The 26,016-nt window shown below is 41.2% G+C and carries 25 protein-coding genes and 1 riboswitch; of the genes, 4 read left to right on the forward strand and 21 right to left on the reverse strand.

Annotation, left to right across the window (positions count from 1 at the left end; genetic code table 11):
- Positions 1-181: 181 nt before the first annotated feature.
- On the reverse strand, positions 182-1,087 hold the full coding sequence (locus NSQ79_RS08045; protein ID WP_004183190.1) for a magnesium transporter CorA family protein: 906 nt from the start codon (positions 1,085-1,087) through the stop codon (positions 182-184).
- Between the two features lie 12 nt (positions 1,088-1,099).
- On the reverse strand, positions 1,100-1,480 hold the full coding sequence (locus NSQ79_RS08050; protein WP_004183191.1) for a PH domain-containing protein: 381 nt from the start codon (positions 1,478-1,480) through the stop codon (positions 1,100-1,102).
- Between the two features lie 103 nt (positions 1,481-1,583).
- Positions 1,584-1,703, forward strand: a riboswitch (TPP riboswitch).
- Between the two features lie 81 nt (positions 1,704-1,784).
- Here NSQ79_RS08050 and thiT point away from each other — a divergent pair.
- On the forward strand, positions 1,785-2,360 hold the full coding sequence (gene thiT / locus NSQ79_RS08055; RefSeq protein WP_004183193.1) for an energy-coupled thiamine transporter ThiT: 576 nt from the start codon (positions 1,785-1,787) through the stop codon (positions 2,358-2,360).
- Between the two features lie 289 nt (positions 2,361-2,649).
- Here the strand turns inward: thiT and NSQ79_RS08060 are convergent, their stop codons facing one another.
- The 3 genes from NSQ79_RS08060 to murF all read right to left on the reverse strand — a co-directional run bounded on the left by NSQ79_RS08060 (position 2,650) and on the right by murF (position 6,670).
- Entirely contained in the window at positions 2,650-4,194 is a 1,545-nt protein-coding gene (locus NSQ79_RS08060) for a peptide chain release factor 3 (RefSeq protein WP_002884210.1), read from the reverse strand.
- A gap of 348 nt (positions 4,195-4,542) precedes the next feature.
- Complete coding sequence (locus NSQ79_RS08065; protein ID WP_339313499.1) at positions 4,543-5,208, reverse strand: TIGR02206 family membrane protein; 666 nt, start codon at positions 5,206-5,208, stop codon at positions 4,543-4,545.
- A gap of 88 nt (positions 5,209-5,296) precedes the next feature.
- Positions 5,297-6,670, reverse strand: a complete 1,374-nt coding sequence (murF, locus tag NSQ79_RS08070; protein ID WP_045769093.1) for a UDP-N-acetylmuramoyl-tripeptide--D-alanyl-D-alanine ligase — start codon at positions 6,668-6,670, stop codon at positions 5,297-5,299.
- A 142-nt stretch (positions 6,671-6,812) separates the two neighbouring features.
- Here murF and NSQ79_RS08075 point away from each other — a divergent pair, with 142 nt between their 5' ends.
- The 3 genes from NSQ79_RS08075 to NSQ79_RS08085 are packed head-to-tail and all read left to right on the forward strand — an operon-like array spanning position 6,813 to position 8,875.
- On the forward strand, positions 6,813-7,508 hold the full coding sequence (locus NSQ79_RS08075; protein ID WP_235289488.1) for a hypothetical protein: 696 nt from the start codon (positions 6,813-6,815) through the stop codon (positions 7,506-7,508).
- Positions 7,477-8,202: a hypothetical protein gene (locus tag NSQ79_RS08080; protein ID WP_149561203.1), complete on the forward strand. Its 726-nt coding sequence runs from the start codon at positions 7,477-7,479 to the stop codon at positions 8,200-8,202. The genes NSQ79_RS08075 and NSQ79_RS08080 overlap by 32 nt, the downstream gene beginning before the upstream one ends.
- Positions 8,174-8,875 carry a hypothetical protein gene (locus NSQ79_RS08085; RefSeq protein ID WP_045769091.1) on the forward strand — a complete coding sequence of 234 codons (702 nt, stop codon included), beginning with the start codon at positions 8,174-8,176 and terminating at the stop codon, positions 8,873-8,875. The genes NSQ79_RS08080 and NSQ79_RS08085 overlap by 29 nt, the downstream gene beginning before the upstream one ends.
- Before the next feature lie 100 nt (positions 8,876-8,975).
- Here NSQ79_RS08085 and NSQ79_RS08090 read toward each other — a convergent pair whose 3' ends face one another.
- From NSQ79_RS08090 to trpD, 16 genes are all read right to left on the reverse strand, one after another.
- Complete coding sequence (locus NSQ79_RS08090; protein ID WP_339313503.1) at positions 8,976-9,830, reverse strand: cysteine ABC transporter substrate-binding protein; 855 nt, start codon at positions 9,828-9,830, stop codon at positions 8,976-8,978.
- 42 nt (positions 9,831-9,872) lie between these two features.
- A complete protein-coding gene (locus NSQ79_RS08095) occupies positions 9,873-10,631 on the reverse strand; it encodes an amino acid ABC transporter ATP-binding protein (protein ID WP_045769089.1) in 759 nt (252 codons plus the stop codon).
- Position 10,632: 1 nt separating this feature from the next.
- Complete coding sequence (locus NSQ79_RS08100; protein ID WP_002891585.1) at positions 10,633-11,310, reverse strand: amino acid ABC transporter permease; 678 nt, start codon at positions 11,308-11,310, stop codon at positions 10,633-10,635.
- Positions 11,270-11,950, reverse strand: a complete 681-nt coding sequence (locus NSQ79_RS08105) for an amino acid ABC transporter permease (RefSeq protein ID WP_002884251.1) — start codon at positions 11,948-11,950, stop codon at positions 11,270-11,272. Before NSQ79_RS08105 ends, NSQ79_RS08100 begins: the two co-directional genes overlap by 41 nt.
- A gap of 438 nt (positions 11,951-12,388) precedes the next feature.
- Positions 12,389-13,435, reverse strand: coding sequence for a D-alanine--D-alanine ligase (locus NSQ79_RS08110; RefSeq protein ID WP_164332039.1), 1,047 nt, complete (start codon positions 13,433-13,435; stop codon positions 12,389-12,391).
- 175 nt (positions 13,436-13,610) lie between these two features.
- On the reverse strand, positions 13,611-14,981 hold the full coding sequence (locus tag NSQ79_RS08115) for an LPXTG cell wall anchor domain-containing protein (protein WP_164332038.1): 1,371 nt from the start codon (positions 14,979-14,981) through the stop codon (positions 13,611-13,613).
- A gap of 27 nt (positions 14,982-15,008) precedes the next feature.
- On the reverse strand, positions 15,009-16,064 hold the full coding sequence (locus NSQ79_RS08120; RefSeq protein WP_164332037.1) for a hypothetical protein: 1,056 nt from the start codon (positions 16,062-16,064) through the stop codon (positions 15,009-15,011).
- A gap of 610 nt (positions 16,065-16,674) precedes the next feature.
- Positions 16,675-16,878 carry a copper chaperone CopZ gene (gene copZ / locus NSQ79_RS08125; RefSeq protein WP_004183213.1) on the reverse strand — a complete coding sequence of 68 codons (204 nt, stop codon included), beginning with the start codon at positions 16,876-16,878 and terminating at the stop codon, positions 16,675-16,677.
- Between the two features lie 74 nt (positions 16,879-16,952).
- Positions 16,953-19,181 carry a heavy metal translocating P-type ATPase gene (locus tag NSQ79_RS08130; protein ID WP_339313507.1) on the reverse strand — a complete coding sequence of 743 codons (2,229 nt, stop codon included), beginning with the start codon at positions 19,179-19,181 and terminating at the stop codon, positions 16,953-16,955.
- Between the two features lie 3 nt (positions 19,182-19,184).
- On the reverse strand, positions 19,185-19,616 hold the full coding sequence (locus NSQ79_RS08135) for a CopY/TcrY family copper transport repressor (protein WP_002891594.1): 432 nt from the start codon (positions 19,614-19,616) through the stop codon (positions 19,185-19,187).
- Between the two features lie 167 nt (positions 19,617-19,783).
- Entirely contained in the window at positions 19,784-20,914 is a 1,131-nt protein-coding gene (locus NSQ79_RS08140; RefSeq protein WP_260449954.1) for an MFS transporter, read from the reverse strand.
- A gap of 774 nt (positions 20,915-21,688) precedes the next feature.
- Entirely contained in the window at positions 21,689-22,471 is a 783-nt protein-coding gene (gene trpA, locus NSQ79_RS08145; protein WP_221739263.1) for a tryptophan synthase subunit alpha, read from the reverse strand.
- 3 nt (positions 22,472-22,474) lie between these two features.
- Positions 22,475-23,683 (reverse strand): tryptophan synthase subunit beta, encoded by a 1,209-nt coding sequence (gene trpB, locus NSQ79_RS08150; RefSeq protein WP_084870992.1) that lies wholly within the window; start codon positions 23,681-23,683, stop codon positions 22,475-22,477.
- A complete protein-coding gene (locus NSQ79_RS08155) occupies positions 23,680-24,261 on the reverse strand; it encodes a phosphoribosylanthranilate isomerase (protein WP_118184833.1) in 582 nt (193 codons plus the stop codon). Before NSQ79_RS08155 ends, trpB begins: the two co-directional genes overlap by 4 nt.
- Positions 24,248-25,015: an indole-3-glycerol phosphate synthase TrpC gene (gene trpC, locus NSQ79_RS08160; RefSeq protein WP_183138268.1), complete on the reverse strand. Its 768-nt coding sequence runs from the start codon at positions 25,013-25,015 to the stop codon at positions 24,248-24,250. The genes NSQ79_RS08155 and trpC overlap by 14 nt, the downstream gene beginning before the upstream one ends.
- Positions 25,012-26,016 carry an anthranilate phosphoribosyltransferase gene (trpD, locus tag NSQ79_RS08165; RefSeq protein ID WP_138261716.1) on the reverse strand — a complete coding sequence of 335 codons (1,005 nt, stop codon included), beginning with the start codon at positions 26,014-26,016 and terminating at the stop codon, positions 25,012-25,014. Before trpD ends, trpC begins: the two co-directional genes overlap by 4 nt.

A 26,016-nucleotide genomic window follows, 5' to 3' on the forward strand; every position in this document is an offset into this window, starting at 1 on the left:
CTATTTGAAGGCGGTGCGAAGCCACCTTATGAGACTTGGTTGTGTAGTAGATTAACTACCTGTATTTAATAGTCGTTTATTTTAACAACTCATCTAGTCTATCATATTTAGAAATAAAAAGACAGGAAATAACGTTTTAAAACCGCCTTCAATTTGAGAAGACGGTTTCACTCACTAATTATTATTTATGGACCAACCAACGCAGGTAGCGGGCCAAGACCAAACAAAGAATCACACTACCGATAATGATGAAAATCCAGGCTGGACTAACCGTCATAAACGGTAAAGGAACATTCATCCCAAAGAAACCGGTAATGACGGCGAGCACTCCCAAGAGTACCTCAATAATGGTCAAATTACTCAAGTTGTTGTTCAGGTTATTGTTTAGGATATTATTATAAGAACCTGACAGTTGCTGTAAGACCTTAGAAATGAGGTCCGTCATGGCTACTAACTGTCTGGCTTCAATCATGGCATCATCAAACTGTTCTTTTTCAACCTCGTTGAGACGACGATAAATGGCGTGCCCCTTGATGTGCTCCAAAAGGAGACGGTTTTGTGTAGCGGCAGCTACCAAATAGACCATGCCTGTTTCCAAATCTGAAAGGTCGTAAAGATTCTTACTTGTCGTAGTCTGCCTTAGACGTCGACTAACCTCATCTTTTTGCTGATCCAAACGTTCAATGACGGGATAGTAGGCATTTGAAATCATCTCAAGTCCTGCAAAGAGCAATTTATAAATGGACAAATCCTCATGGTTATCCACATAGTCTTGCATTTTGCTGATCACATAAGCATTATCCTCGTTACTAATGGTCACCAAACGTGTATCTTGTACAATAAAGGTCAGAGGAATGGTTTCATAGTATTCCTTGTCCTTCTCAAGAGCTAGGACATTATAGATAAAAGTGATTGTTCCATTCTCACGGTTGTAGTCCATGTGAGCTCGTTCATTTTTATCCAAGGCATACTCTATGGTTTCCTGGTCAATATCATACTTGGTATAAAGGTAGGATTGCTCAGAAATAATATCTGAGTCAATATTAATCCAGTGACGCTTATAACCCAGTTCTTTTTCAATAAACATTTTTCTTCCTCATTACTTTAGCACTGCTGCTGCCAAAGCTTGTTGAATTTCAAAGACATTATTATCACTCTTAAATTGAAGGACCTCTGCGGGCTCCAATGCTGATGAAATCCAAATCTTAAGTTCAGCATCTAGGTCAAAGTGCCCTGAACTTTCTACAGTAAAACGAGAAATCGAGTGATAAGGGATAGACTTGTAGGAAGTCTTCTTCCCTGTAACACCTTGCTTATCGACTAAAATCAAGCGCTTCTCTGTAAAGACAATCAAGTCACGAATAAGGACATAGGCTAACTCCACCTGTTCACCTGGAATTAAGATGCCCTCCAATTGGCGCTCAACTTTATCATTATCTTTTTTAGATGCGTTACCAAGCAGTCCTGAAAAAAGTCCCATAGTTGTTTCTCCTTTTTTATTGTAAAGATAATCCTTGCTTTAACTATACCACAATTTTAGGATTTCAGACACTTGCAGAAATGGGTTTCTAGTAGTACAATTAAGGAGTCACAAGAGGAGCAATTGCTGAGAATGGCTAGCTTGATTATTTCTTCAAGACATGCCTAAACTCTTACCACCTGATCAGGTTAGGACCTGCGTAGGGATGTGTCTCAAAATAGATTGAAATAGAGGAACTTCTATGACGTCGTTTTGATGTGGCAAAAAACAGCCAATCAAGACGATTGGTATAGGAGGTTTTTTTATGTCGAAAACAAATATTCGACCAATGATTGAGGTTGCCCTTTTTGCAACCATTGCTTATATCCTGGACCTAGTTACCCAGCCCATGTCACTAGGCCCTTGGATTTCCCTTTCCTTTAAGATGGTACCTATCTTTCTCCTCAGTTTTCGCTGGGGGGTTAAAGCTGGTGCTATGGGCGGTCTTATCTGGGGGCTACTTCAAGTGGTGACAGGACAGGCAGCCGGTGGTTGGCTGACCTTGACACAAGGGTTTCTGGAGTACTTTGTCGCCTTTAGTCTGATTGGTATCAGTGGTGTGGTCAAACCAGCCCTTGATAAAGCCATTAAACAAGGCAATAAAGTCAAGTCTCTGATGGTGATTACTGAGGGGATTCTTCTTGGTAGCTTCGCTCGTTACCTCATTCACTTTATAGCCGGTGTCATCTTTTGGGGAAGCTATGCCCCTAAAGGACAAAGCCCTTATCTCTATTCATTTATTGTCAATAGCTCATCCTTCCTTGGGGAAACATTGGCCAGCCTCATCGTTTTCTTCGCCCTACAACGATTCCTAGGCAGGTTACTAAATACAGAAAAATAAAAGAAACCATAGGACAGTCTTAAGTGACAGTCCTATGGTTTTTCTTGTTTTTATAAGATATTACGACATGAGAAAACGGAAACGAGAATTTTCCGTTTTCGAGTTAGTAAAGGACTTAGCCACGGTCTCATAGAACACTTCATAAATAACATCATTAAGATATTACGACACGAAGTCAGACGAATCGATATTATTCGTCTGACGTAGTTAGTGAGACGGTTAGCTAGCCACAAGATAGGGGCTAGCGTCAAAAGATGAACGATTTAAAATCGTCATCTTTTGTGCCGTATTACATCTTCTCTTCCAATGTTACATCTGGATATTTATCCGCAAACCAACGGAGGGCAAAGTCATTTTCAAAGAGGAAGACTGGTTGGTCAAAGCGGTCTTTGGCCAAGATGTTTCGGCTTGATGACATGCGTTCATCGAGGTCCTCAGGTTGGATCCAACGCACAGTCTTTTTACCCATTGGAGTCATGACGACTTCGGCATTGTATTCATTTTCCATACGGTGTTTGAAAACTTCAAACTGAAGTTGACCAACGGCACCAAGCATGTATTCGCCTGTTTGGTAGTTGGTGTAAAGCTGAATGGCTCCTTCTTGCACCAATTGTTCAATTCCTTTATGGAAGGACTTCTGTTTCATGACGTTTTTAGCAGAAACTTTCATGAACAACTCTGGCGTAAAGGTTGGTAGTGGCTCAAATTCAAATTTGTTTTTACCTACAGTAAGAGTATCACCAACCTGATAAGTTCCTGTATCGTAAACCCCGATAATATCTCCTGCCACGGCATTTTCGACATTTTCACGAGATTCAGCCATAAACTGAGTGACGTTAGAGAGCTTAGCTCCCTTACCCGTACGGGTTAGGTTAACACTCATACCACGCTCGAATTCACCAGACACGATACGAACAAAGGCGATACGGTCACGGTGACGTGGGTCCATGTTGGCTTGGATTTTGAAAACAAAACCAGAGAAATCCTTGTTAAGAGGATCAATCTCGTCGCCATCAACTGTCTTGTGGCCATGTGGTTCTGGCGCAAATTTAAGGAAGGTATCGAGGAAGGTTTGAACCCCAAAGTTTGTAAGGGCAGAACCGAAGAAGACCGGCGTCAATTCACCAGCTAAAATAGCTTCCTCAGAGAATTCATTACCCGCTTCTGTCAAGAGTTCGATATCTTCTTTAGCTTGCTCATAGAATGGGTTGTTGGCAAAAAGAGTATCACCATCTTCAATCTTGGCAAAGCGCTCGTCACCCTTGTAAAGCTCCAAGCGTTCGTTATAGAGGTCGTAAAGTCCTTCGAAGGCTTTACCCATACCGATAGGCCAGTTCATTGGGTAGCTGGCAATACCAAGCACTTCTTCCAATTCTTCCAAGAGGTCAAGCGGCTCACGTCCATCACGGTCCAATTTGTTCATGAAGGTGAAGACAGGAATACCACGGTGTTTGACAACTTCGAAAAGTTTTTTGGTTTGGGCCTCGATACCTTTGGCTGAGTCAACGACCATGACGGCAGCGTCGACCGCCATAAGGGTACGGTAGGTATCTTCTGAGAAGTCCTCGTGCCCTGGGGTATCAAGGATATTGACACGTTTGCCGGCATAGTCAAACTGCATCACAGATGAGGTTACTGAGATACCACGTTGTTTCTCGATATCCATCCAGTCTGATTTAGCGAAGTTTCCGGTTTTCTTACCTTTTACGGTACCAGCTTCACGGATTTCACCCCCAAAGTAAAGCAATTGTTCAGTGATTGTTGTTTTACCAGCATCGGGGTGAGAGATGATGGCAAAAGTACGGCGTTTTTTGATTTCGTCTTGAATACTCATAGTTTTCTTTCTTCTTTAAAAATAATCTTTTTGATACTTTTCCTTAGCGGTATCGGACGTCAGTAGCTTCCTTAGGAATTGTAAAACTTCCATGCTCAATAGGAACTGACAGTCATAGGTTTTTACCAGATTGAAAAGTAAGATAGTTGTAGCACTTCTTTCAGAAAATTTCTCTCTTTTTAGGGCTACATTTGTTGTCGAGGCTTGCGATAATCTCGCAGGCACAGCTCCTTTATTATATCCAAATTACAGTGTGAAAGCAATTCTGAAAGCGTTTTGTGTTAGAATAAAACAAATAAAATGAAAAAACACGCTATCAACTTTCGGATAGCGTGTTTCTTCATTTATTTAATATTTGTCTTCAAAATGCTCCAGACCTTTTTTCAGGATTATCATGAGAACAATCAGAGCCCCTGAAACGGCAAGGTATTTGACAAATAAGGGAGTTCCCATAATAAATGGCGTGTGTTTAAGCATGCCATAGTTTCCACCGATAGTCTGATTAACTATTACCAAAGCTAGATTCAGTAATAAGGTGGCCACTACAATCAGCCGCTTACTGATGGGATGAGTTTTATAACTATTAAAAATTACATTCAGGCTATTGACCAGTAGGGCATAGTGGCCAATTAGGAAAGAAAAGCCTGTGATATGAGGAAACTCATAGGGATCAAATACTGGATAAATCAATGCACAGTAAGTCCCAACAACTCCCATAATAGCAAAATAGCTCTTTATCCTACTATCTTTCAAGAGGAGAACAGCAAACGTGGCCATGCGGCAATGGTAAAGGGGCAGACTAATATAAAGAGGAAAGCCCTGCCAGAGGTACCAGGTATAGAGGGCAAAGAGTTGGATGGCTTGGATAGTGAGAAAGGTCCAACGCCATATCTTATTCTTATACCATCGCCAACTCAAGTAACTCAAGACTACCATCGCCAAAAGCATAAGCAAATAATAGGGCAAAGGTATCTGGGGTGGATGAGTTTGGGTGGTTGTCAAAAAATCCTTCATTCTCTTCTCCTGCTGAAATTACTATGCCTGCTATTATATCAAATTTCAGGATAAAGCAAAAACCTGCTTGGAGAGCAGGTTAGAGAACTTAATTCTTAGCTTGGAGTTCTTCCACGACCTTGGCTAGGTTCATAGAGTTAGAGCCCTTGAGCAAGATTTGATCGTGCTCGCCTAGGCTTTCTTTGATTTGCTTAACCATAAAGTCAAATTGGTCTTCGTCAGCTGTTTTCTTGAAATAATAGACATGACCAAGTGGAAACATTTGGCTAGCAAGTTGTGACAATTCTGCAATGTCTTCACCGTAGAAAATCACCGTATCAATCGCATCTGGTGTCAGGCTGAGAATCATCTGTATGTGAAGTTGAACAGACTGTTCACCGAGTTCTTTCATATCAGCTAGGACAGCGATTTTCTTGCCTCCTTCATTCTTAGGAATAGCTGAGAAGGTCTCCAAAATGAGCTTCATGGCTGTTGGATTGGCATTGTAGACGTCGGAAAGAATATCAGCACCATTGGCTGCTTTTTTCCATTCGGTACGGTTTTTTGTAAGCTGCAAGTTAGCAAGAGCTGAGAGGATATTTTCTTCAGTTACACCCAAGTGTTTAGCCACATAGGCAGCAACCATGGCATTTGTGGCATTGTATTTTCCAGTGACTGGCAAGGTAACTTGTCCGTCTAGGAAGTTTGTTGAAAAGGTGAGATGGTCCTTGAATTCTGTCAACTCAGAGACTGTAAGCTCTGCACCATCCCCAAAGCGTAGCACTTCAAGATTGCTTGGCAAGAATGGATCTACGATAGGATCACTTGGCACAAGTAAGAGGCTACCATCAGGCATACCGTCTTGCATTTGCATTTTACCTTGGGCAATCTTGTCACGGCTACCGAAGAATTCCAAATGAGCCTCTCCGATTAAGGTAACAACGGCTGTTTTTGGCTTAGCTAAGGTTGACAAGAGGTGAATGTCTCCCATGTGGTCTTGTCCCATCTCAAGGACGATTTTCTCTGTATCATCAGGCATGTGGAGGGCTGTATAAGGAAGACCAATCTCGTTGTTGTAATTTCCTTGAGTTTTGTAAGTACGATAGGTTGTTGCCAAGATATCATGAATCATGTCCTTGGTTGTTGTCTTACCATTAGAACCAGTCACAGCAATAACATAAACCTCAGTCTTTTCAAGATAGTAGGCAGCTAGCTTTTGGAAAGCTTCAAGAGCGTCATCAACTAGGATGTGGACTTGATCAGCTGGTAATTCTTTTTCTGTGAATGTCGCTAGGGCACCATTGTCAAAGGCTGTTTGGATAAAATCATGCCCATCACGCGCACCTTTTAGTGGCAAAAAGAGGTCGCCCGCTGTAATCTTACGGCTATCAAACTCAATCTGGTTAATGGCAACATCTTCATAGGCTGTGACATCATTTTTAGCGCCAACAACCTTGGCAATTTCATGGAGTGTCAGTTTCATCTTAAAATCCTCTGTTTTATTTTTACAAGTCTGGCAAGAAATAAGATTTTCTTACCTGCAATCACTCCCAATTATATCACAAATCAGGCTAGCTTTTGCTTGGGAGATGAATTTGTTACAATGGTTGATGAAAGGATTAGGCATGACAAAGAAAAGATTAATCAACCTCTCTAAGGGAGAGGAAAATATAAATAGCGACTGTCAAAGTATCGAAGAACCTAAAGGGTGGTGCTTTAATTGGAGAAAGATCATCCTACTAGAACCAACAGCTGAATTGATTATTTTAGTGCTACTGGCACTGCTGTATGGTGGCTTTTATTATTATGATCATTATACAGTCAATAAAGATAACATATATGGTCTCTGGCAGTCTGATCATCATAAGTTAGCGATTTCCTATAAGCATATTTGGAAACGAGGAAATATCGACTGGCAAGTCGTACAGGATGGTAAGTATATTATCTATGCTGCTAGAACTCGCCCGGTCAAACGGCTTAATGACGGGACTCTTCACATGGAGCTCTACACTGTGGAAGACTACCTGACAGACCTACCCACCAAGGACGGCTTAAGCTATATGGATTTCTATCTTCGCAAAAACAATTATCTTACCTATGACGGTGAGTCCTACAAGCGTATCAATTCTGGAAACAAGTCCATTACTTGGAAAGATGGTTCTACCAGCCCTTGTGGTGAACGAAAAACCACTATAGATGAGGTTTTTGAAGCCCTCTATTTGATACTTATGGGGATTTGCTCAGTTCTTATCATTACAGAGGCTCGGCAAAAGAGGAGAGAAAAACTAAGTGAGACACCAATCAAAAAGAAAATACGCTGACCGAAAGAAACTCAACCGAAAGTATCATTCACAAAAAGCATATCGAAAAGAACAAAAACGCAAAACAGGATGGCGAGCACGCTGGGATAAATTTACAGACCGTTTAGCCAACATTTTTGGGATATGTTTCCTACTCATGATACCTGTTTTCATCGTCTATATGATTTTCTTTAACGATGGGGTTTATAAAGATGGTATCTACGGTCTGTGGCAATCTGAAAATCATAAGCTTGCCATATCCTACGAAAGAGGGCGCAAAGAAAGTAAGCGTGATTGGGATATTGTTCAAGATGGAAATGTTCTCATCAAAGACGCACGCGTTGATGATATTAAACGCTTAGAGGATGGGACCCTCTACATTGAAGTTTACGCTGAGGAAAGTCTGTTTTCAGACCTTCCCACAAAGAACGGCTACAACTATTTGAATATGTATGTCCGTAAAGACAATTACTTGACCTATGATGGTGAATCCTACAAACGGATTGATGATGAAAACAAGAGTATTACCTGGAACGATGGTTCAAAATCCCTTTATGGTCAACGAATAACCTTGTTTGATCGTCTGAAACCTTATATCGTATTTGGAATTATTGGTTCTATGATTTTGTATGCCATTTTTGTCGATTGGCGAATAAAAAGAAATCTAAAAAGGAAAAATAGGCTAAATGAGGCATCAAAAAAAGAAAAAATATAGTGATCAACAGGAAATTAATAGTAAAGACCATTCACAAAATGAATATCGAAGAACACAAAAGTACAAAACTGGATGGCGAGCACGTTGGGATAAATTTACAGACCGTTTAGCCAACATTTTTGAGATATGTTTCCTACTTATGATACCTATTTTCATCGTCTATATGATTTTCTTTGATGATGGGGTTTATAAAGATGGTATCTACGGGCTATGGCAGTCTGAAAACCACAAGCTTGCTATTTCCTATAACGAAGGAGGAAGAAGTCGTAAGTACGATTGGGAGATTGTACAAGATGGAAAGCTCCTTATCAAAAATGCTCGAACTCAGAAAATTAAAGGTCTTAAAGATGGAACCATCTACATTGAAGTTTACGCCAAGGAAAGTCTGTTCTCAGACCTTCCCACAAAGAACGGCTCTAACTATTTGAATATGTATGTACGGAAGGATCATTATTTGACTTATAATGGGGAGTCCTACAAAAGGATTGATGATAGGGACAAAACCATTACTTGGAAAGATGGCTCTACCTCGGTCTATGGTGAACGCAAAACTTTTTTTGATTATATTGACGCTTTTCTTTCTTGGGGAATCGTGGGAGCTGCTTTCTTGCCAATTATTGTCATTGGGTGGAGAAACATAAAAAACAAAAAGGTAAGAAAAAAATCAGCCTAAAACAAACAAACCACCCCTGCTTCTAGCTGAGCTAGATAGCCACGGGGTGGTTTGTTTTATTCTTATTAAGCTAGACTTGCTCCTTAAAGAAGAACTAGTCTTATTTCACTTCGCCACCTTCAACCACGAGGTCATCAGCTTTAGCTGCATCACCGTAAGTTGGGTGAAGTGTTTTTTCATAATCTTTGTGGAAGAAATTCTCTTCACCAAGTTTCTTAATGTCTTTATTGATAAAGTCAAGGAGTTCTTTGTTACCTTTTTGAACGGCTGGGGCAATGGTATCTGGGTCACCAAGTGATGTGATTCCAACTTCGTAACCTTTATTTTCTAGAGCCCAAGCAAGAACTTCTGTATTATCAGTTGAGAAGGCATCGCCACGACCATCAAGGAGGGCTTGGTAAGCATCGCTATATTGGTCATACTTTTGCAATTTGATATTTGGGTAGTTCTTTTCAAAGTAAGTTTCAGCAGTTGTTCCCTTAGTAACAATCAAAGTCTTACCTTCAAGTTCTTTAACGTCCTTAATGACCTTGTCTTTAGGTGACACCACACCGATTGAGACTTTCATGTAAGGAAGGGCGAAGTCCACTTGTTTCTTACGTTCATCAGTTACTGTAAAGTTAGCAAGGGTAATATCTACCTTGTTTGAAATCAAGAATTCTGCACGGTTGGCCGCATCTACTGAGACGTATTTAGGTTTAACACCCAAGTCTTTTGCCAAACGGTTCCCAAGTTCAATATCGTAACCTTGGTAAGCACCCTTGTTATCTACATAACCGAAAGGTTTCTTATCCGCAAAGACGGCGATACGGAGTTCACCACTCTTCTTAATTTCTTCGATGGTACGTGCTTTGGCTGTTGATTTACCAGAGCTATTGTTACTTGAGCAAGCAGTCACTGCCACCAAAGCAAAGACGAGGGCTAATAGGACAAAAATTTTCTTTGTTAATTTCATAAATATCTCCTAAAATATTATATTTTTACTAAAAACAATGGGTTACAAATAGGCACCAAACTGACTGAAATCAAAGACATTGAGGAACTCTTGAGCTCGCTGTGTCTTTGGTTGATTGAAGAATTCTTCAGCAGTACCTTCCTCAGCGATGACTCCCTTATCCATAAAGATAATACGGTCAGCGATGGCACGCGCAAACTGAAGCTCATGGGTCACAATCAACATGGTACGCCCTTCTTGAGCGAGGTCGTTAATCAATTCCAGAACCTCACGAACCATCTCAGGGTCAAGCGAAGCCGTCACCTCGTCAAAGAGGATAACTTCAGGATGCATGAGCAGGGAGCGGACAATGGCCACACGCTGCTTTTGACCACCTGACAGTTGTCGTGCGAAGCTATGCTTCTTGTCCAGAAGTCCCACACGATCCAAAAGTTTCTCAGCCTCCGCAATGACTTCTTCCTTGTTACGTCCTTGAGCTTTGACTGGACCCAAGATCAGATTTTGTAGGATATCCAAGTGTGGAAAGAGGTCATAACTTTGAAAGACCATTCCGATTTTCTGACGAATCAGGTGGAAATCCTTCTTACTGCCAGTGATAGACTTGCCATCCAGGAGAATATCGCCTCCTTGAATGGTCTCCAAGCCATTGATGCAACGTAGCAAGGTCGATTTCCCACAACCTGAGGAACCCAGGATAACAACGACTTCACCTTGTTTAACATCCAAGGAGATGCCTTTGAGAATCTCATTGTCCCCAAAGGACTTTCTCAAATCCTTGATTTGTAAAATGCTTTCTGTCATCTTAGTTCCTCCAACGATTTTCAAGATAAGTAGACAGCTTAGATACTGGATAACAAATGGCAAAATAAAGAATCAAAATCGTGCCATAAATCCAAAAAGAAGCTGTTGGAATAGTCAGGCGGTTACTGTCGATAATCTGCTGACCAACCTTGGTCACCTCAACCACCCCAATCAAAACCACCAAGGACGTCGTTTTAATCATCCGTGTCACCAGGTTAATAGCCTGAGGCAACAAGCGACGCAAGACCTGTGGAATAATCACATAGGTATAGAGTTGACCATTGGTTAGACCAAGGGCCCTTCCGCTCTCAAACTGGTGTCTAGGTAGTGACGTGATTGATCCACGCACCAAATCACCCATCTCAGCCGTTCCCCAAAGGGTAAAGACGATAATAGCCGATAGCTCGCCTGAGATGTTGATGTTAAAGTTCCTAGCCAGACCAAAATAAACAATAAATAGCAAGACCAACTGGGGCATGATACGAATAAATTCCAGATAAATACGTGACAAAAAACGAACAATCTTAGACTTCGAAGTCATGACAATTCCAAAAAGGGTTCCTAGTAAAAGGGACAGAAGAACTGAGACGATGGAAATTCCAATAGTTACGCCTAAACCTTGTAAGATACGTAGGAAATTATTCCCCTGAAGAAGAACCTGAAAGCCCGAATCCTGCATAGCGTAACCTCCTTTCAATCCAACTAAAGACTAGAGAAATCGGCAGCAACATCAAGAGATAAGCCACCACCAACATGCCTAGAGCCACATCGGTTTCGTAGTAAAGACCAATCAAATCCTTGGCCACATACATCAGATCCGCCAAGGCTACCGCTGAGAATACTGACGTTTCCTTGATAAGGAAAATGACGTTAGCACTAAATGACGGAAGCGCCACAGCCACTGCCTGAGGAAGGACCACATAGCGAAAGACTTGGAATGGCGTCAAACCAATAGACAAACCCACTTCATGCTGGGTCTGACTAACAGCCTCTAGGCCACTTCGGAAGGACTCCGCCATATAGGAACCACCCAAGAAAATCAAACCTACCACAGCACAAGCCTCTGAGGATAGAACCAAACCTATACGAGGCAAGCCAAAGTAGAGAAAGAAAAGCTGAATCAAGAGCGGCGTATTACGAGATAACTCAATATAAGCCGTCGAAAGCTGACTCAAAATCGGTACTCGATAATGACGAATAACACTCACCACCAAGCCCAAAAGGAAGGAACCAAGAATCCCCAGAACGGCAATATGTAAGGTTAAAAAGAATGCCTTCTGATAAAAGGGCAAATACTGTTGAACAATGGACCAGTCCAAAACTTACCTCCTCATTTAAGATACAAAGGGCGTAGAAAATTCCGTAAGGCAAATAGGAAACTGACGACGTGTGCTGGCACACTAGGAAGTTTATCTTTTGCTCTAGGAATTTAGCCTGTGTTCAATTCCATAAGATACAAAGGGCGTGTAAAATTCCGTGAGCATTCACTGCCATCTACTTCTAGCCCTTTGACCTTCACTCGCCCCTGATAATCATTGCGGTACGCAAATCTTCATCAAACACGAACGAATTGCTTTATTTCATTTGAAACGTTAGATTTATTCTACCACCTGTTAGATTATTTGGATAATATGTATTTTTTATCGAGGTGATAAAGAAAAGATATAAATAAAACCTGGATTTCTGTAAAGAAAAAAAACACCTCAGTCTCAGAGATTTCTCCGAGACTAAGATGTCTGTGTTCTAGATACTATTTCTTAAATTAAATGGCTTTCACGTTTGTCAAACATTTCTTGTCCCAAGGCTACCAATTCCTTGATAAGGTCTGAGTAAGAAAGTCCCATATTTTCCCAAAGAAGTGGATACATTGACCATTGGGTGAAACCTGGCATGGTGTTGAGCTCGTTAAGGTAGATGGCTCCATCCTCTGTCAGGAAGAAATCACAGCGGGCAAGACCACAACCACCAAGGGCACGGAAGGCCTTGGCCGCATAAGCACGCATTTGTGTCATGACTTCTGCAGGCACGTGAGCTGGGATGTCCATGGTAATCTTATTGTCAATGTACTTGGCTTGATAGTCATAGAAAGCCACATCTTTGACTACTTCACCTGGATCAGTCGTTTTGACATTTGTATTGCCAAGGATACCAACCTCGATTTCTCGGGCAACCACACCTTGCTCAATCAAGATACGACTATCATATTTGAGAGCCAAATCAATCGCTGCACGAAGCTCTGCTTCATTTTCAGCTTTAGAAATCCCAACAGATGACCCCATGTTAGCAGGTTTGACAAACACTGGGAAGGTTAATTTTTCAAGTGTCTCTGCTACTGCTGCTTCCAAATCTTCACCCTCGATGAAGACTGTGTAGGCAACCTGAGGCACACCAGCAACTTCAAGAATGTGTTTGGTCATAATCTTGTCCATAGCCACACTTGAAGAAAGAACATTAGTACCCACATATGGCAATTTGAGGGTTTCGAGGAAACCTTGGATAGAACCATCCTCACCCATAGGACCATGAAGAACTGGGAATACCACAGCGCCTTCTTCATAAATATCGCTTGGTTTGATAGCTTGACTAGCCACAACTGTGTCATTAGTCATGAGCTTCTCGTCATCACCTGGTGTTTCTGTAAATTCTTGTGTTTTGATAAAATCACCAGACTGAGTGATAAAGTAGGTTTTAACCTCAAATGCGCTGTAATCCACCGCACGCATAACACTCTCAGCTGAGAGCACAGACACTTCACGTTCTGCTGAACGTCCACCGTAGAGAAGGATAAGGGTTTGTTTAGACATAGGTATACCGTTTTCTTTTCTTGATTTTCTAGTCTCAATTTTGAGAACATTATTGCTTTAATCATATCACAAAAGGAAGGGATTTTCAAAAAGATTATGGGCAGAAAAAAACAGCCTAAGAGCTGTTTTTTTCCTGTCTTAAACCATATGGTTTATTATTTATAATTTACACTTCTTAATTTGTATTTTTACGGTGTTTACCAGTATACAGTAAACCAAATAGAGACATTATTGTGATACCCATAGTAGTGAGAATTGAAGACTCTTCTCCAGTTGATGGTAATTGGGTTTGTCTGTTAACACTCATAGAATTTATACTTCCAGATTCACATTTTGGACTAGTAGAAGTTTGATTTTTGTAAGCTTTAAGTTCAGAAGATTGAACTGGGTTGCTTGAGCTATACAATAAATTGGAATTCCCATAATATTTTATGTTAACAAACTGGGAACCAGGTTTAGATTTTGCTACTGGTTTTGGCGTAAACTTAAGAACATCGGCTTGGGCTTTCACATAAGCTACAGACAATTCGTCAACTTTAGATTTAGCAATATCGTAAGCAGATTTAGCTTCAGCAACCTTAGCTTTAGCGGTTGCAACAGCTTTATCGAGTCCTTCTTGCTTAGCTACTAGTCCATCACGAGTTTCAGTCAAAACTTTCACATCAGATTCAAGTGTTTTAACTTTTTCTTGAAGGGATTTAACTTTATTGATGGCCTCAGTGTATTTATCACGAGCATCAGTTAAAGCTTTATTTTTAGCTTGAACTTCAGTAAGTTTTGCATCAGCCTTTTCTTTGTCAATGTTCGCAGCATTTACATCTGCAGTAGCCTCAACAAGTTTTGATTTCAAGTCATTCAAAATTGCGTATGAATTTGAGAGCTTGACTTTAAGAGCATCAAGTATTGTTTGATGAGATGTCAATTCAGCGTCAGATTTGGCTAACTGTCCATCAATATCAGCAACTTTGGCTTTAGTTTCATCAACTTTGGCTTGGGCATCTGCCAATTCTTTTGCGGCTTGTACTTTGTAAGCGTCAAGTTTAGCTTGAGCATCTAATTTGGCTTTTGATGGTGTTACGATTTTCTTGTTTGATACATAGTTAAATGTCATTTCAGGCAAGAATTTCACACGTTTACCGTTGAAGTACATTACAGTACGGCCATCTTCAGTTTCGTATGTCACATCTTTCATTGCTTCAGATTTTGAGCTTTGACCTGGGTATGCGAATACATCCATTGCCACATAGCCATTCATTTCGTTAGCTTCAGCGTCAGTCTTGGTTGCAGAACCAAATCCAATGTTACCTACTGAAAAGAGCAAATTAAGGCGGTGTCCATATTGCAAGTTTCCTGAACCAGACGCGTAATTACGGTATTCTGTAAACCAGTGCGACAATTCCATGTAAGCAAATTGTTGGTCAGACAATACAATTCGTGGATTGTAAAAGTAGTCGCTGTTAGTTTGGTAAAGAGTTCCGCCAATGTTTTCCCAAGAATGTGGATGGCCAAGAGCTGTACGGTGAGACAAGTCATCATTCTTAAGCATTTCATCCGCACGAGCTTGTGCAAATGCTTAAGCCACGTCATCTGTAGTCACTTTATCAGTGATTCCATTAATTTCGCGAAGACGATTAATGTACGCAACCAAATATTTGTTTACTTCAGCCATATTTGGTGTGTAAGTAAATGCACCTGTTGATTGATAATCCAATTGTTGTTCAGGTGTCAAGTCAATGTTGACTGTTTCTTTGCCGTCAGTGATGACAACTTCACGTTGTTTACCCGGACCTTCATTTGCGTCGCCACGGTCGTAGTCAAATGCGTTAAGTGTTTTTGCGTCAGTACGTTCATAAGTGATGATGTCAGGCTGTTTGTCAACATTGCTTTGTAATTCATTGATTTTTGAATCAACTTCATTTTGTTTTTCAGCTAATTTACTTTCCGCATTGGTTTGATTTGAATGTGCGTCGGTTGATGCCTTTGTCAAATCTTTAACGTTTTTAGTCAATTTATCTACTGTATTTTGCTCAGTAGATAAATTATTTTTCAAATTAGTTGCAGATTTATCAGCACTTTCAAGTTCCTTTTGCACATCAGATTTATGATTTTCGGCTGCGATTTTAGCTTGGTTTGCTTTTTGTGCATCAGTTTCCGCTTTAAACAAATCAGCCTCAGCTGTTGGATTTTTGGCAACCTCTTGGTCGAGCGCTTGACTATCTTTGTTAGCTTCGACTTGGGCATTAGCCACATTATTCTTAGCACCGTTAAGTTCGGCGACTTTTGCTTCAAGTTGTGCATTGGCATCGTTAGTGGCTTTAATATTTTGGTTTGAAGCTTCGACAGCTTGATTTTGAGCAGAGGTAGCCTCATTCATATTAGTTTGAGCATTTGTTAACTCAGCTGTAGCATTTTGATAAGAGTGCTCGATTTGTTTTAAGTTTGCATTTGCTTCTGCGAGGTTTGTTGGTTCAGCATGAGTTGTTGAGTTTTGATTAGTACCTGAATTTACAACAGGTGTTTCTAAACTATCAGCTGATGCCGTTGTTTGGGTGAACGTTGTTCCTACGCCTAGTGCAGCAGTTGCTACAATCCCGACGAAAGCAGTTTGTTTCAAATCTGATGTTTTCATTTTCATGTCTCCTGTACTGAAAATAAATAACTATCTACTTTGAAATTTTTATCAGTCGAAACAGATTTAATCCCAATAGAAATTAATTCGTTCCACCTCTAAAATATCCGATAACTGTTTACTAATTAACCCATCTTACAAATTTACAATTTTTATAATATACCTGCTATCAAAAAATGTCAATCCTATTTTTTATATTTTCTGATAAATTTTAACTAAATTATTCCCTTAAAAACTCTTAATTAGACCTATAATATGTATTTTTCAAGCTAATTCATATAATACTATTTTCAACAATCGTTTTTAATGTAGTTATTATTTTGCGAAAATGCTAATTTAATCATTAAAGAGTATATAACCAAAAACTAAAAGTGAATATAAGGAATATACTTACCTTACCAGTCATTTATAAGACTTATATAATTTAACATTTTTCTTATAGATACTAAGAAAGTTATATATCAAATGATTTAATATAACATTACTATAACACTTAGCTGTTTAGTAAGGATAAGCTATTGCAGATATCTAATTTTTTTAGATCTGGTTCTAAAAAATAAAAAAAGAGAGAACTTTTCGATTCTCTCGATATATCAATTTCATTCCTGTCTTAAATTTCATCACCAAGTTCGAACTTAGTGCCTTTGAGGGCACGTTTGAGAGACCACTTCCATGGCTTACCTTCAATAGTGACTTGTTTGTTTTCGAGGTCAACTTTAACATTCTCAACGCCTTTGACAGCAGAGAGTTTTTCGGTAACGGTGTTGACACAACCTTGGCATTTCATTCCTGTAATATTATATGTTTTTGTCATTTTTCTTTCTTCCTTTTCTTTAATTATTTTTTTGATACACAGCTTAAGTGGCGGGAGTTATAAGTAACTGACGCTTAGACTTTGCGGCGTTTGAGTCGCAGAGCATTGAGAACGACGGAGACAGAGCTAAAGCTCATGGCCAGTCCTGCTATCATTGGGTCAAGTAGGGGACCTCCAAAGAGGTGGAGGACACCCATGGCCACTGGGATAGACAAGATATTGTAGATAAAGGCCCAGAAGAGGTTCTCTTTAATCGTTGTGATTGTCGCCTGACTAATTTTCAAGGCCTTAACGACATCCATGAGGTTGGGTTTCATAAGGACCATATCGGCACTTTCCATGGCAATATCTGTCCCAGAACCCATGGCAATACCGATATCTGCAGTCGCAAGGGCTGGGGCATCATTGATACCATCACCAACCATGATGACTGATTTTCCTTCTGCTTGAAGGTCGCTAATCACCCTAGATTTCTCTTGCGGAAGCACTTGACTGATAACACGCTTGATACCAACCTTTTGAGCGATGGCTTGAGCTGTTTGGTCATTATCACCAGTCAACATGATGACTTCTTTGCTCATTTGATGAAGAGCGGCCACCATATCGGCGCTATCTGCTTTAACCTGATCAGCTACACCAAAGAGTCCGATTAACTTACCATCTTCAGCCAAGAAAATAGGTGTCTGACCATCCGCTGTCAAGCTTTGGAAATCAGCTTGTGCTGAAGTCAAGTCGACTTTTTCCTCAGCCATAAGAGTTTGATTCCCAGCTAGATAAGTTTTGCCTGCATAGCTTGCAGTTAGTCCTCGTCCAGTCAAACTTGAGAAATTGTCCATCTCTAACAAGTCCAAGTTAGCATTTTCTGCTGCCACAAGGATGGCTTGACCCAAAGGGTGTTCGGACTTGGCTTCCAAGGATGCCAAAAGTTGCAAGGCTGCTCCGCTATTGTCATAAGTATAGCTAGAAGCGAGCTGAGGTTTACCCTGAGTAATGGTTCCTGTCTTGTCAAAAACGAGAACATCAGACTTGTGAGCTAACTCGAGCACATCTCCACGCTTATAGAGAATACCATGCTCGGCACCAAGCCCTGTACCAACCATGATGGCTGTCGGTGTCGCAAGTCCCAATGCACATGGACAAGCAATAACCAAGACGCTGACTGCTACAGTCATAGCGAAGGTAAAGGTTTGTCCCATGATAAAGTACCAGAAGAGACCTGAAACAAGGGCGATAGCCATGACAACGGGAACAAAGACCGCTGACACCTGATCGGCAATCTTAGCAATCGGTGCCTTGGTTTGTTGGGCATCCTCAACCAATTTGATGATTTGGGAAAGCAAGGTGTCCTTACCAATCTTTTCAGCTTCATAAATCAAGCTACCCTGACCATTAATAGAACCTGCAAAAACTGGTTTACCAGCTGATTTTTCAATAGGGAGTGACTCACCTGTAAGCATACTCTCATCAATAGCAGAGCTACCAGAAATCACTCGACCATCCACGGCTATCTTTTCCCCAGGTTTGACCACAATATGGTCACCAAGAACAACCTTATCCACAGGAAGCTTGACTTCCTTACCATCACGAAGGACAGTTGCTTCCTTGGCTGACAAGTGCATAAGTTTCTTAATAGCTTCTGAAGTTCGACCCTTAGAGAGGGTTTCAAAGTACTTCCCTAGAGTAATCAGGGTCAAGATAACAGCCACTGACTCAAAATAAAGTTGGTGGGCGTGATGGGCATGCCCCAATGAAATATGGTAAGTACCATAGAGACTATAAATAAAGGCCGCCGATGTTGCCAAGGCTACCAAGGCATCCATATTAGGATGACCCTTGGCCAAAGTACGAAAACCATTACTATAGAAAGAACGGCCTAACCACATGACGGGCACTGTCAAAACTAGCAACACCAAGGCATAAGTCAAAGCTGCATGATGAGGAGACAAGAAGTTTGGCACAGGTAGACCGACCATTGGCCCCATAGCTAGATAAAAGAGAGGAATGGTGAAGACCGACGACCAAATAAGTCGCTCACGCACCTTGTGAATCTTGTCTTCTTCACGTTCTTCCTGGCTTTTGGCTGTGTCTGGATTGTAGACTTCAGCTTCATAACCGGCATCAGCCACGGCCTTTTCAATAGCTTCTGGACTAACTTTATCCCCAGCATAATCCACAGACATTTTTTCCGTGGTCAGATTAACCACAGCCTTGTCCACACCATCCAACTTATTAACAGCATTTTCTACATTGGCTACACAGGATGCACAGGTCATCCCATTAACCACAAAAGTTTCTTTTGCCATTTCCTATATCACCTCCATATGATGCCCACAAGCACATTGGCCAGGCACACAGTCACAAACCACCTGATCCACAGGTTCTTTTGCTGCAAGCAAGGCCTGTAACTTATCCACATCGGCTTGGGTCATCGGCGTCTTTGCCATGAGTTGACCCAACAAATCGCTATGTTTGGTCAAACAAATCTTGTCAAAAACAGCTTCTAAAGCCTGAAAATTCGCCTCATCTTCCCCCAAGCTAGCTTGATAGATAAACCCTCGTCCTTGACGCTGACTAGTTAGGTACCCCTTGTCCGCCAAACGTCCAATCAAGGTCTTTACTGTCGAAGCCGACCAGTCTAGCTTCTTAGATAGAATTGCTATAATCTCTGAAGAAGTCGCTTGCCCCTTAGCCCAGAGCACTCGCATGACTTCCCATTCCGCAGATGAAATTGTCAGCATGATAGGTCCTTTCTGAATGTTATTATTTGTTTACGTTTGTAGATTTATTTTAACGCTGCTATAGGGATATGTCAAGAGTTTTGTCTACATTTGTAGATTTATTTTTTAAAAAATTTCCAAGACCACTTCAAGGACCTTGGAACGCTTTCATTATCTTAGGCAAAAAATTATGACTTTAGATTTTTCTGATACAGTTTAGTCATAAGCATTATTCCCAAGACGAGTATAATGACTGGAAGACTGTATCCCAAATAAATCGTAGTGACCTGCAGACCTCTCTTGATAAGCATACCACTGACAAATACAACAATCCCTGTCAAAACCTGATTCAAGACTTCAATTTTCAAATAAAGATTGTTGAGCTGTAGGGGATTCAACTTCTCTTGTAGGTAAACATTTTGCGAGATTCCAGATATCGTTTGGCCAACTGCTAAAAAGATATAGCTAAGCAAAACAGTCGGTAGGTTAGGTACGAATGGAAAGACGACAACGTAACCCAAATAGACAAGAGAGCCTAACAAGTAAACGGTCATAGGGGAGTATTTAGTGAGACTTTTGAAAGATAGAATTGAACTCGTTGCTAGAAAGACAATGGCTAAGAAGGACAGAGAGAAAGAATAGGCCTGACTAGAAATACCGACATCTTTGGTCAGGAAGATAACCTCATATGCATCATATAAGACACCCACTGACTGTAAGAGTATAGTCATCATAACCATCTTAAGGACGATACTCTGCCTTCCAAAAATAGGACTACCTTGACTGGAAGAAACCTCCTCTTCTGATTCATTCTCACGGTCAAAAATAATCGGTCCCAGTTTAAACAATAAGAGGGTTGCTAGTAGCGTTAGCACACTGTAGACCAAAAATAAGCTTCCTAAATCAAGGCTACCCCAGAGACCAACTATCATAGGTGCTAAGAAATAGGAAGCTGACCCAATCATGGTATAGGTACTGTTAAATTTTTGTAAGTTGACTTTTTTAACAAGCACAGGCACCGCTGAGGACAACAAACTGTTAAAGTAGGTTGTCAACACTTCAGTCAGAACCACCAAAGCAAATACAAAAACACTGCCCATGGCAAGATAGATCAAAGCCAGACAGACTGCCTTAAGCAATGCAATACCAATCAAAACATATTTTTTATTTGCGATTTTTCCTACAAATTGATGTCCCACATTGGCAAGAATCCCTCCTAAGAATTTGGCAATCCATAGCCCTAAGACATAGTCCACCGAGATTTTAGAGAAGATAATGCTCAGTGCTATCGCATAACCGTACTCGATAATCAGCGACAAAAACCTATTAAGGAAAATAATTCTGGAATTGTTGGTAAACATTAATGATTTCTAAACCTTTTCTTTTTCATTGTCCTTATTGTAACACTGAGCATACTAGCCTTCAATAGTTCAACGCATTAAAAAAGCACCTCCTAAGAGGTGTCACACTTTACTAAGATAAAATTGAGTTAACAAGGCTACGTCCAAAATCCCTACCTTCACCATACAAAAATGTAAACATGTTAGGGTAAATAATAGCCAAGCAAATTATCATAAAGAGTATTGCCAGAGCTTTCTTGTGTGATACAAAGAATGACAAGATATGATAAATCATGTTCAAAGATGCCTTTTCTTCCTTTTTTTTAACTCTAAATAAGCTATAAAATCATTCTATAGTTTTCGAAAAGAAAAAAATAGTGACATCTATGTCACTAAAAAACCTTATTCATTTGATACAAGATATACGAAAGCTGATTACGAGATTTAACCCTCAGCTCAAGCCCTTGTAGAGATACAAGGCACCAACTAAAAGGAAAATCAGTGCATAGTGATTCTCTCCCCGACAGAAAAAGAGTAAGGCTCCTATTAAGAAACAGACCCCTAGTATTACCCTCAATGATACTTTCATTTGTCTACCTTCTTTCTATAAGTAAGACGAAAATAAAAACAAGAGATACATTTAATTCGCTACAATCCACCCATATTATAAGCTTGATAACTAAGAAAATCAAATCGTCCCCAAAGAATGATTTTGAGGAAAAAATACTCCCCATTTCTGGAGAGCATCATCTTCTATTTTTCAAAGTGTGAACCGAATGTAACAAATTCAGCGACTTCTTCTTCCTTCCCGTCGTGGAGGTCACGGACGATTTTTGATCCTACGATAACACCGTCTGATACAGCGTTAAAGCGTTTGATATCGTCTTCAGTTGACACACCAAAACCTGTGAGGACTGGAATGTCTGCATGGGCAGTCAAGTTAGCCAAGTGTTTGTCAAGGTCATCACGGTAATTACCAGTCTTACCAGTGACACCATTGATGGCAACGGCGTAGATAAAGCCTTCAGCACCATCAATCAACTGTTTTTGACGATCAATACCTGTAGTCAAACTTACCAAAGGCACGAGAGCAATATCACTGTCTTTCAAATAAGGGGTGATAAAGTCAGCGTGTTCATCTGGCAAATCAGGAATAATGAGCCCCTTGACAGATGTATCTGCCAGGTCCTTAACAAAGGCCTCAATACCATATTGATAAACTGGGTTGATGTAGGTCATGATAACCAAAGGCACCTGTGTTTTTTGTTCTTGAAGCTTCTTGATAATAGCTGTCAAAGTCACATCTTTAGCCAAACTACGTTGTCCTGCTAGTTCAATAACGGGGCCGTCAGCCACTGGGTCAGACCATGGAATACCCACCTCAATAGCTGAGACACCACTATTTTCCAAGAGAGCAATGGTCTCAAAGAGTCCGTCTAGGCCTTTAGCGTGGTCACCAGCCATGATATAAGGTACGAAAATACCGCGTTTACTGTCTTTGATAGCTTGTAGGTGTTTTGTTAGTGTTTTTGTCATGGTTTATTTCCCTTCTGCTTCAGCTTCGAAACGTTCTTTAACCTGCATAACGTCCTTGTCCCCACGACCTGAGAGGCAGACGATGAGGCTTTGGTCTGGCGACATCTTAGCTGCCACTTTTTGCGCAAGTGCAATGGCATGGCTAGACTCAAGAGCTGGGATAATACCTTCCAAACGTGACAGAAGTTTGAAGCCTTCAAGAGCTTCTTCGTCTGTGATAGAGTCGTAAGTCGCACGGCCAATTTCGTTGAAATAACAGTGCTCAGGACCAACCCCTGGGTAGTCCAGACCAGCTGAGATAGAGAAGGCTTCCATGATTTGACCATGAGCATCTTGGAGGACATCCATAAGCGCTCCGTGAAGGATACCTGGACGGCCTTTGGCAAAGGTTGCGGCATGTTTTTCAGTATCAAGCCCCAAACCAGAAGCCTCAGCACCATACATGGCTACTGACTTATCATTAACAAATGGGTAGAACATACCGATAGCATTTGAACCACCACCGATACAAGCCATTACAGCATCTGGCAATTTACCACCTGAAATCTCAGCGTATTGGCGTTTGGCTTCACGACCGATGACAGATTGGAAGTCACGAACAATTTCTGGGAATGGTGCAGGACCAAGGGCAGATCCCATGATGTAGTGCGTATCCTCGATACCTGCAACCCAAGCACGAAGGGCTGCATTTACGGCATCCTTAAGCACTCGCGAACCATCTGTTACGCTAAATACCTTGGCACCAAGCAATTCCATACGGAAAACGTTAAGCGCCTGACGTTTAACATCTTCTTCACCCATATAGATTGTACAATCCATGTCGAAAAGGGCTGCGGCTGTCGCTGTTGCAACACCGTGTTGACCTGCACCTGTTTCGGCGATGATTTTCTTCTTGCCCATACGTTTGGCAAGCAAGACTTGACCAAGGGCATTGTTAATCTTGTGGGCACCTGTATGGTTAAGATCCTCACGTTTAAGATAAATTTGTGCTCCACCAATATGGTCAGTCAAACGTTTGGCGTGGTAAAGAGGTGTCTCACGTCCCACATAGTTTTTGAGGAGGTCATCCAATTCCACTTGGAAACTTGGATCTTCCTTGGCTTCACGATAAGCCTTGTCCAATTCAATAACGGCTGTCATCAGCGTTTCTGGAACGAACTGACCACCGAATTTTCCGTAAAATCCTTTTGCATCAGGTTGTTGATATGTCATGCTTTCACTCTTTCTATAAATGCTTTAATCTTGTCTAAATCTTTGTGACCATCTGTCTCGACACCTGAGGACACATCTAAGGCATAGGGGTGGAAAATCTCCTTGGCCTCTGCCACATTGTCCACAGTTAAGCCACCAGCGATGAAATAGTCCTGCTCAATCTGCTTATCAGCCAGGAGTTGCCAGTCAAAGGTCTGACCACTACCAGCAATGGGAGCATCAAAGAGAAGATAATCCGCCTGGCTCTTGACTTGAGAATCACTATCCGAAATCTGAATAGCTCGAATAACTGGTACTGATATCTCTGGAATCAGAGCTTCATCAAAAGTTCCATGAATCTGAACGATATCTAAGGGAACCTTACCGATCGCTTCTTCCAGTTCTTCAAGACTGGGTGAAACAAAGACACCGACGATTTTTGTCTGACCTGTCACACCTTTAGCTAGCTGGTGAGCTTGTTCAAGACTCACTTGACGCTTACTCTTGGCGAACACAAAGCCAATGTAGTCAGCACCTGCTTCAACTGCAGTTGCTACCGCTTCTGGTGTCGATAGTCCACAAATTTTAACCTTTGTCAATTTGCAACTCCTTGACCTTTTCAGCCACATTGTCAGCTGTCATAAGGGCAGTTCCTACTAGAATCCCATTAAAATATGGGGCAACTAAGGCAGCATCCTGACCTGTAAAAATAGCCGACTCAGAAATATAAACAGGCTTGTCCTTGAAATGCGTTGATAACTCTAGACTGGTGTTGATATCTGTCTCAAAAGTAACCAAATTACGGTTGTTAACGCCGATAATCTCAGCACCAATACGATGAGCAACTTCCAATTCTGGCAGATTATGCGTTTCAACCAAGACTTCCAAGCCAAGGCTTGTCGCAAAATCGTAGAGCTCCTTGAGACGAGCCTCTGGCAAGGCCGCTACAATCAAGAGAATGACTGTCGCACCCGCATTACGACTACGCACAATCTGTTTCTCATCAATAATGAAGTCCTTAGCCAAGGTTGGAATAGCCACCTGTGACGAAATCTCTTTCAAATAGGAAATATCACCCTTGAAGAAAACCTCATCCGTCAAAACAGAAATCATGACTGCCCCATTTACCTCATAGGTCTTGGCCTGAGCCACAATATCCACATCTAGGTTAATATCACCCATACTTGGACTAGCTTTTTTCACTTCAGAAATAATTTGCAGCTTGTTTTGATTTGACTTGAGAAAATCATAAAGACGATAGGTCTGACGCAAGGGTTGCAAGTCTTCCATGACCAACTGGGCCACTTCTTTTTCTTTTTGTTCTAAAATTGTTGGGAGAAAGGCTTTACTCATACTTGTACCTCTTGGAGTTGGCGAAGTTTTTCTAGGGCTGAGCCGTCCGCAATCAATTGACGAGCAAGCTCAACACCTTCTTTAATGGTCGCAACCTTACCATTGGCAAAGAAGCCGAGACCCGCATTAAGCACTGTTGTTTCAAGATAAGGAGTAGCTTCATTTTTCAAGACACTTAGAAGAATCTCTGCATTTTCCTTGGCATCGCCACCTGTGATGTCAGACAACTCAACCTTTTCCATACCCAAATCTTCATAAGTGAAAGTGTGCTGACTAATGTGACCATCTTCCAAAAGGGTGTAGGTGTTAGTGCCATAGAGGGCAGCTTCGTCCATATTGTCAGGACCTGTGATAATAACCGCACGTTTCCGTCCCAACTGTTGAATAGCATTAGCAACAATTTCTTGTAATTCCACACGATAAAGCCCCATGAGTTGTGTCTCAAGGTCAAGAGGATTAGCCAGTGGCCCAACCAAGTTCATAATCGTTGGAATCCCAAGAGCTTGGCGGGCTGGACCGATAAAACGCATAGCTGGGTGCATGGTTTGGGCAAAGATAAAGGCTAAACCAACTTCATCAAGTGCTTTAGATAGGGTTTCTGGTGATGCCGCAACGTTGATTCCAAGGGCTTCAAGAACGTCTGCCGAACCAGATTTAGAGGAAATCGAACGGTTACCAGCCTTGGCCATACGAATACCGCCTGCTGCTAGGATAAAGCAAACAGTAGTCGAAATGTTGAAGCTATAAGACTGGTCCCCACCAGTTCCACAGTTACACATAGCGTCTGTGAAAGTCTCAGGCAAGACAGTCGCATGTGATTTGAGGGCACGCACGATACCTGTGATTTCATCTGCTGTTTCCCCCTTAGTCTTAAGCCCCATAAGGAAGGCAGCAATTTGGCTTTCTGAGACTTCATTTTTAAGAATGCGGTCAAAGACTGCTTGGACTTGGTCTTGAGACAAGTCTTGACGGTTTGAGATTTGTAGGAATATTTCTTTCAT

The sequence above is a fragment of the Streptococcus sp. FSL W7-1342 genome (assembly GCF_037966635.1).
In the GTDB taxonomy this organism is placed as follows: domain Bacteria; phylum Bacillota; class Bacilli; order Lactobacillales; family Streptococcaceae; genus Streptococcus; species Streptococcus salivarius_D.

Bases quoted from the DNA above. Each gene is read 5' to 3' on its own strand.
- NSQ79_RS08045 (WP_004183190.1), bottom strand. From the start codon at position 1,087: ATGTTTATTGAAAAAGAACTGGGTTATAAGCGTCACTGGATTAATATT.
- NSQ79_RS08050 (WP_004183191.1), bottom strand. From the start codon at position 1,480: ATGGGACTTTTTTCAGGACTGCTTGGTAACGCATCTAAAAAAGATAAT.
- thiT (WP_004183193.1), top strand. From the start codon at position 1,785: ATGTCGAAAACAAATATTCGACCAATGATTGAGGTTGCCCTTTTTGCA.
- NSQ79_RS08060 (WP_002884210.1), bottom strand. From the start codon at position 4,194: ATGAGTATTCAAGACGAAATCAAAAAACGCCGTACTTTTGCCATCATC.
- NSQ79_RS08065 (WP_339313499.1), bottom strand. From the start codon at position 5,208: ATGAAGGATTTTTTGACAACCACCCAAACTCATCCACCCCAGATACCT.
- murF (WP_045769093.1), bottom strand. From the start codon at position 6,670: ATGAAACTGACACTCCATGAAATTGCCAAGGTTGTTGGCGCTAAAAAT.
- NSQ79_RS08075 (WP_235289488.1), top strand. From the start codon at position 6,813: ATGACAAAGAAAAGATTAATCAACCTCTCTAAGGGAGAGGAAAATATA.
- NSQ79_RS08085 (WP_045769091.1), top strand. From the start codon at position 8,174: ATGAGGCATCAAAAAAAGAAAAAATATAGTGATCAACAGGAAATTAAT.
- NSQ79_RS08090 (WP_339313503.1), bottom strand. From the start codon at position 9,830: ATGAAATTAACAAAGAAAATTTTTGTCCTATTAGCCCTCGTCTTTGCT.
- NSQ79_RS08095 (WP_045769089.1), bottom strand. From the start codon at position 10,631: ATGACAGAAAGCATTTTACAAATCAAGGATTTGAGAAAGTCCTTTGGG.
- NSQ79_RS08100 (WP_002891585.1), bottom strand. From the start codon at position 11,310: ATGCAGGATTCGGGCTTTCAGGTTCTTCTTCAGGGGAATAATTTCCTA.
- NSQ79_RS08110 (WP_164332039.1), bottom strand. From the start codon at position 13,435: ATGTCTAAACAAACCCTTATCCTTCTCTACGGTGGACGTTCAGCAGAA.
- NSQ79_RS08115 (WP_164332038.1), bottom strand. From the start codon at position 14,981: ATGCTTAAGAATGATGACTTGTCTCACCGTACAGCTCTTGGCCATCCA.
- NSQ79_RS08120 (WP_164332037.1), bottom strand. From the start codon at position 16,064: ATGAAAACATCAGATTTGAAACAAACTGCTTTCGTCGGGATTGTAGCA.
- copZ (WP_004183213.1), bottom strand. From the start codon at position 16,878: ATGACAAAAACATATAATATTACAGGAATGAAATGCCAAGGTTGTGTC.
- NSQ79_RS08130 (WP_339313507.1), bottom strand. From the start codon at position 19,181: ATGGCAAAAGAAACTTTTGTGGTTAATGGGATGACCTGTGCATCCTGT.
- NSQ79_RS08135 (WP_002891594.1), bottom strand. From the start codon at position 19,616: ATGCTGACAATTTCATCTGCGGAATGGGAAGTCATGCGAGTGCTCTGG.
- trpA (WP_221739263.1), bottom strand. From the start codon at position 22,471: ATGACAAAAACACTAACAAAACACCTACAAGCTATCAAAGACAGTAAA.
- trpB (WP_084870992.1), bottom strand. From the start codon at position 23,683: ATGACATATCAACAACCTGATGCAAAAGGATTTTACGGAAAATTCGGT.
- trpC (WP_183138268.1), bottom strand. From the start codon at position 25,015: ATGAGTAAAGCCTTTCTCCCAACAATTTTAGAACAAAAAGAAAAAGAA.
- trpD (WP_138261716.1), bottom strand. From the start codon at position 26,016: ATGAAAGAAATATTCCTACAAATCTCAAACCGTCAAGACTTGTCTCAA.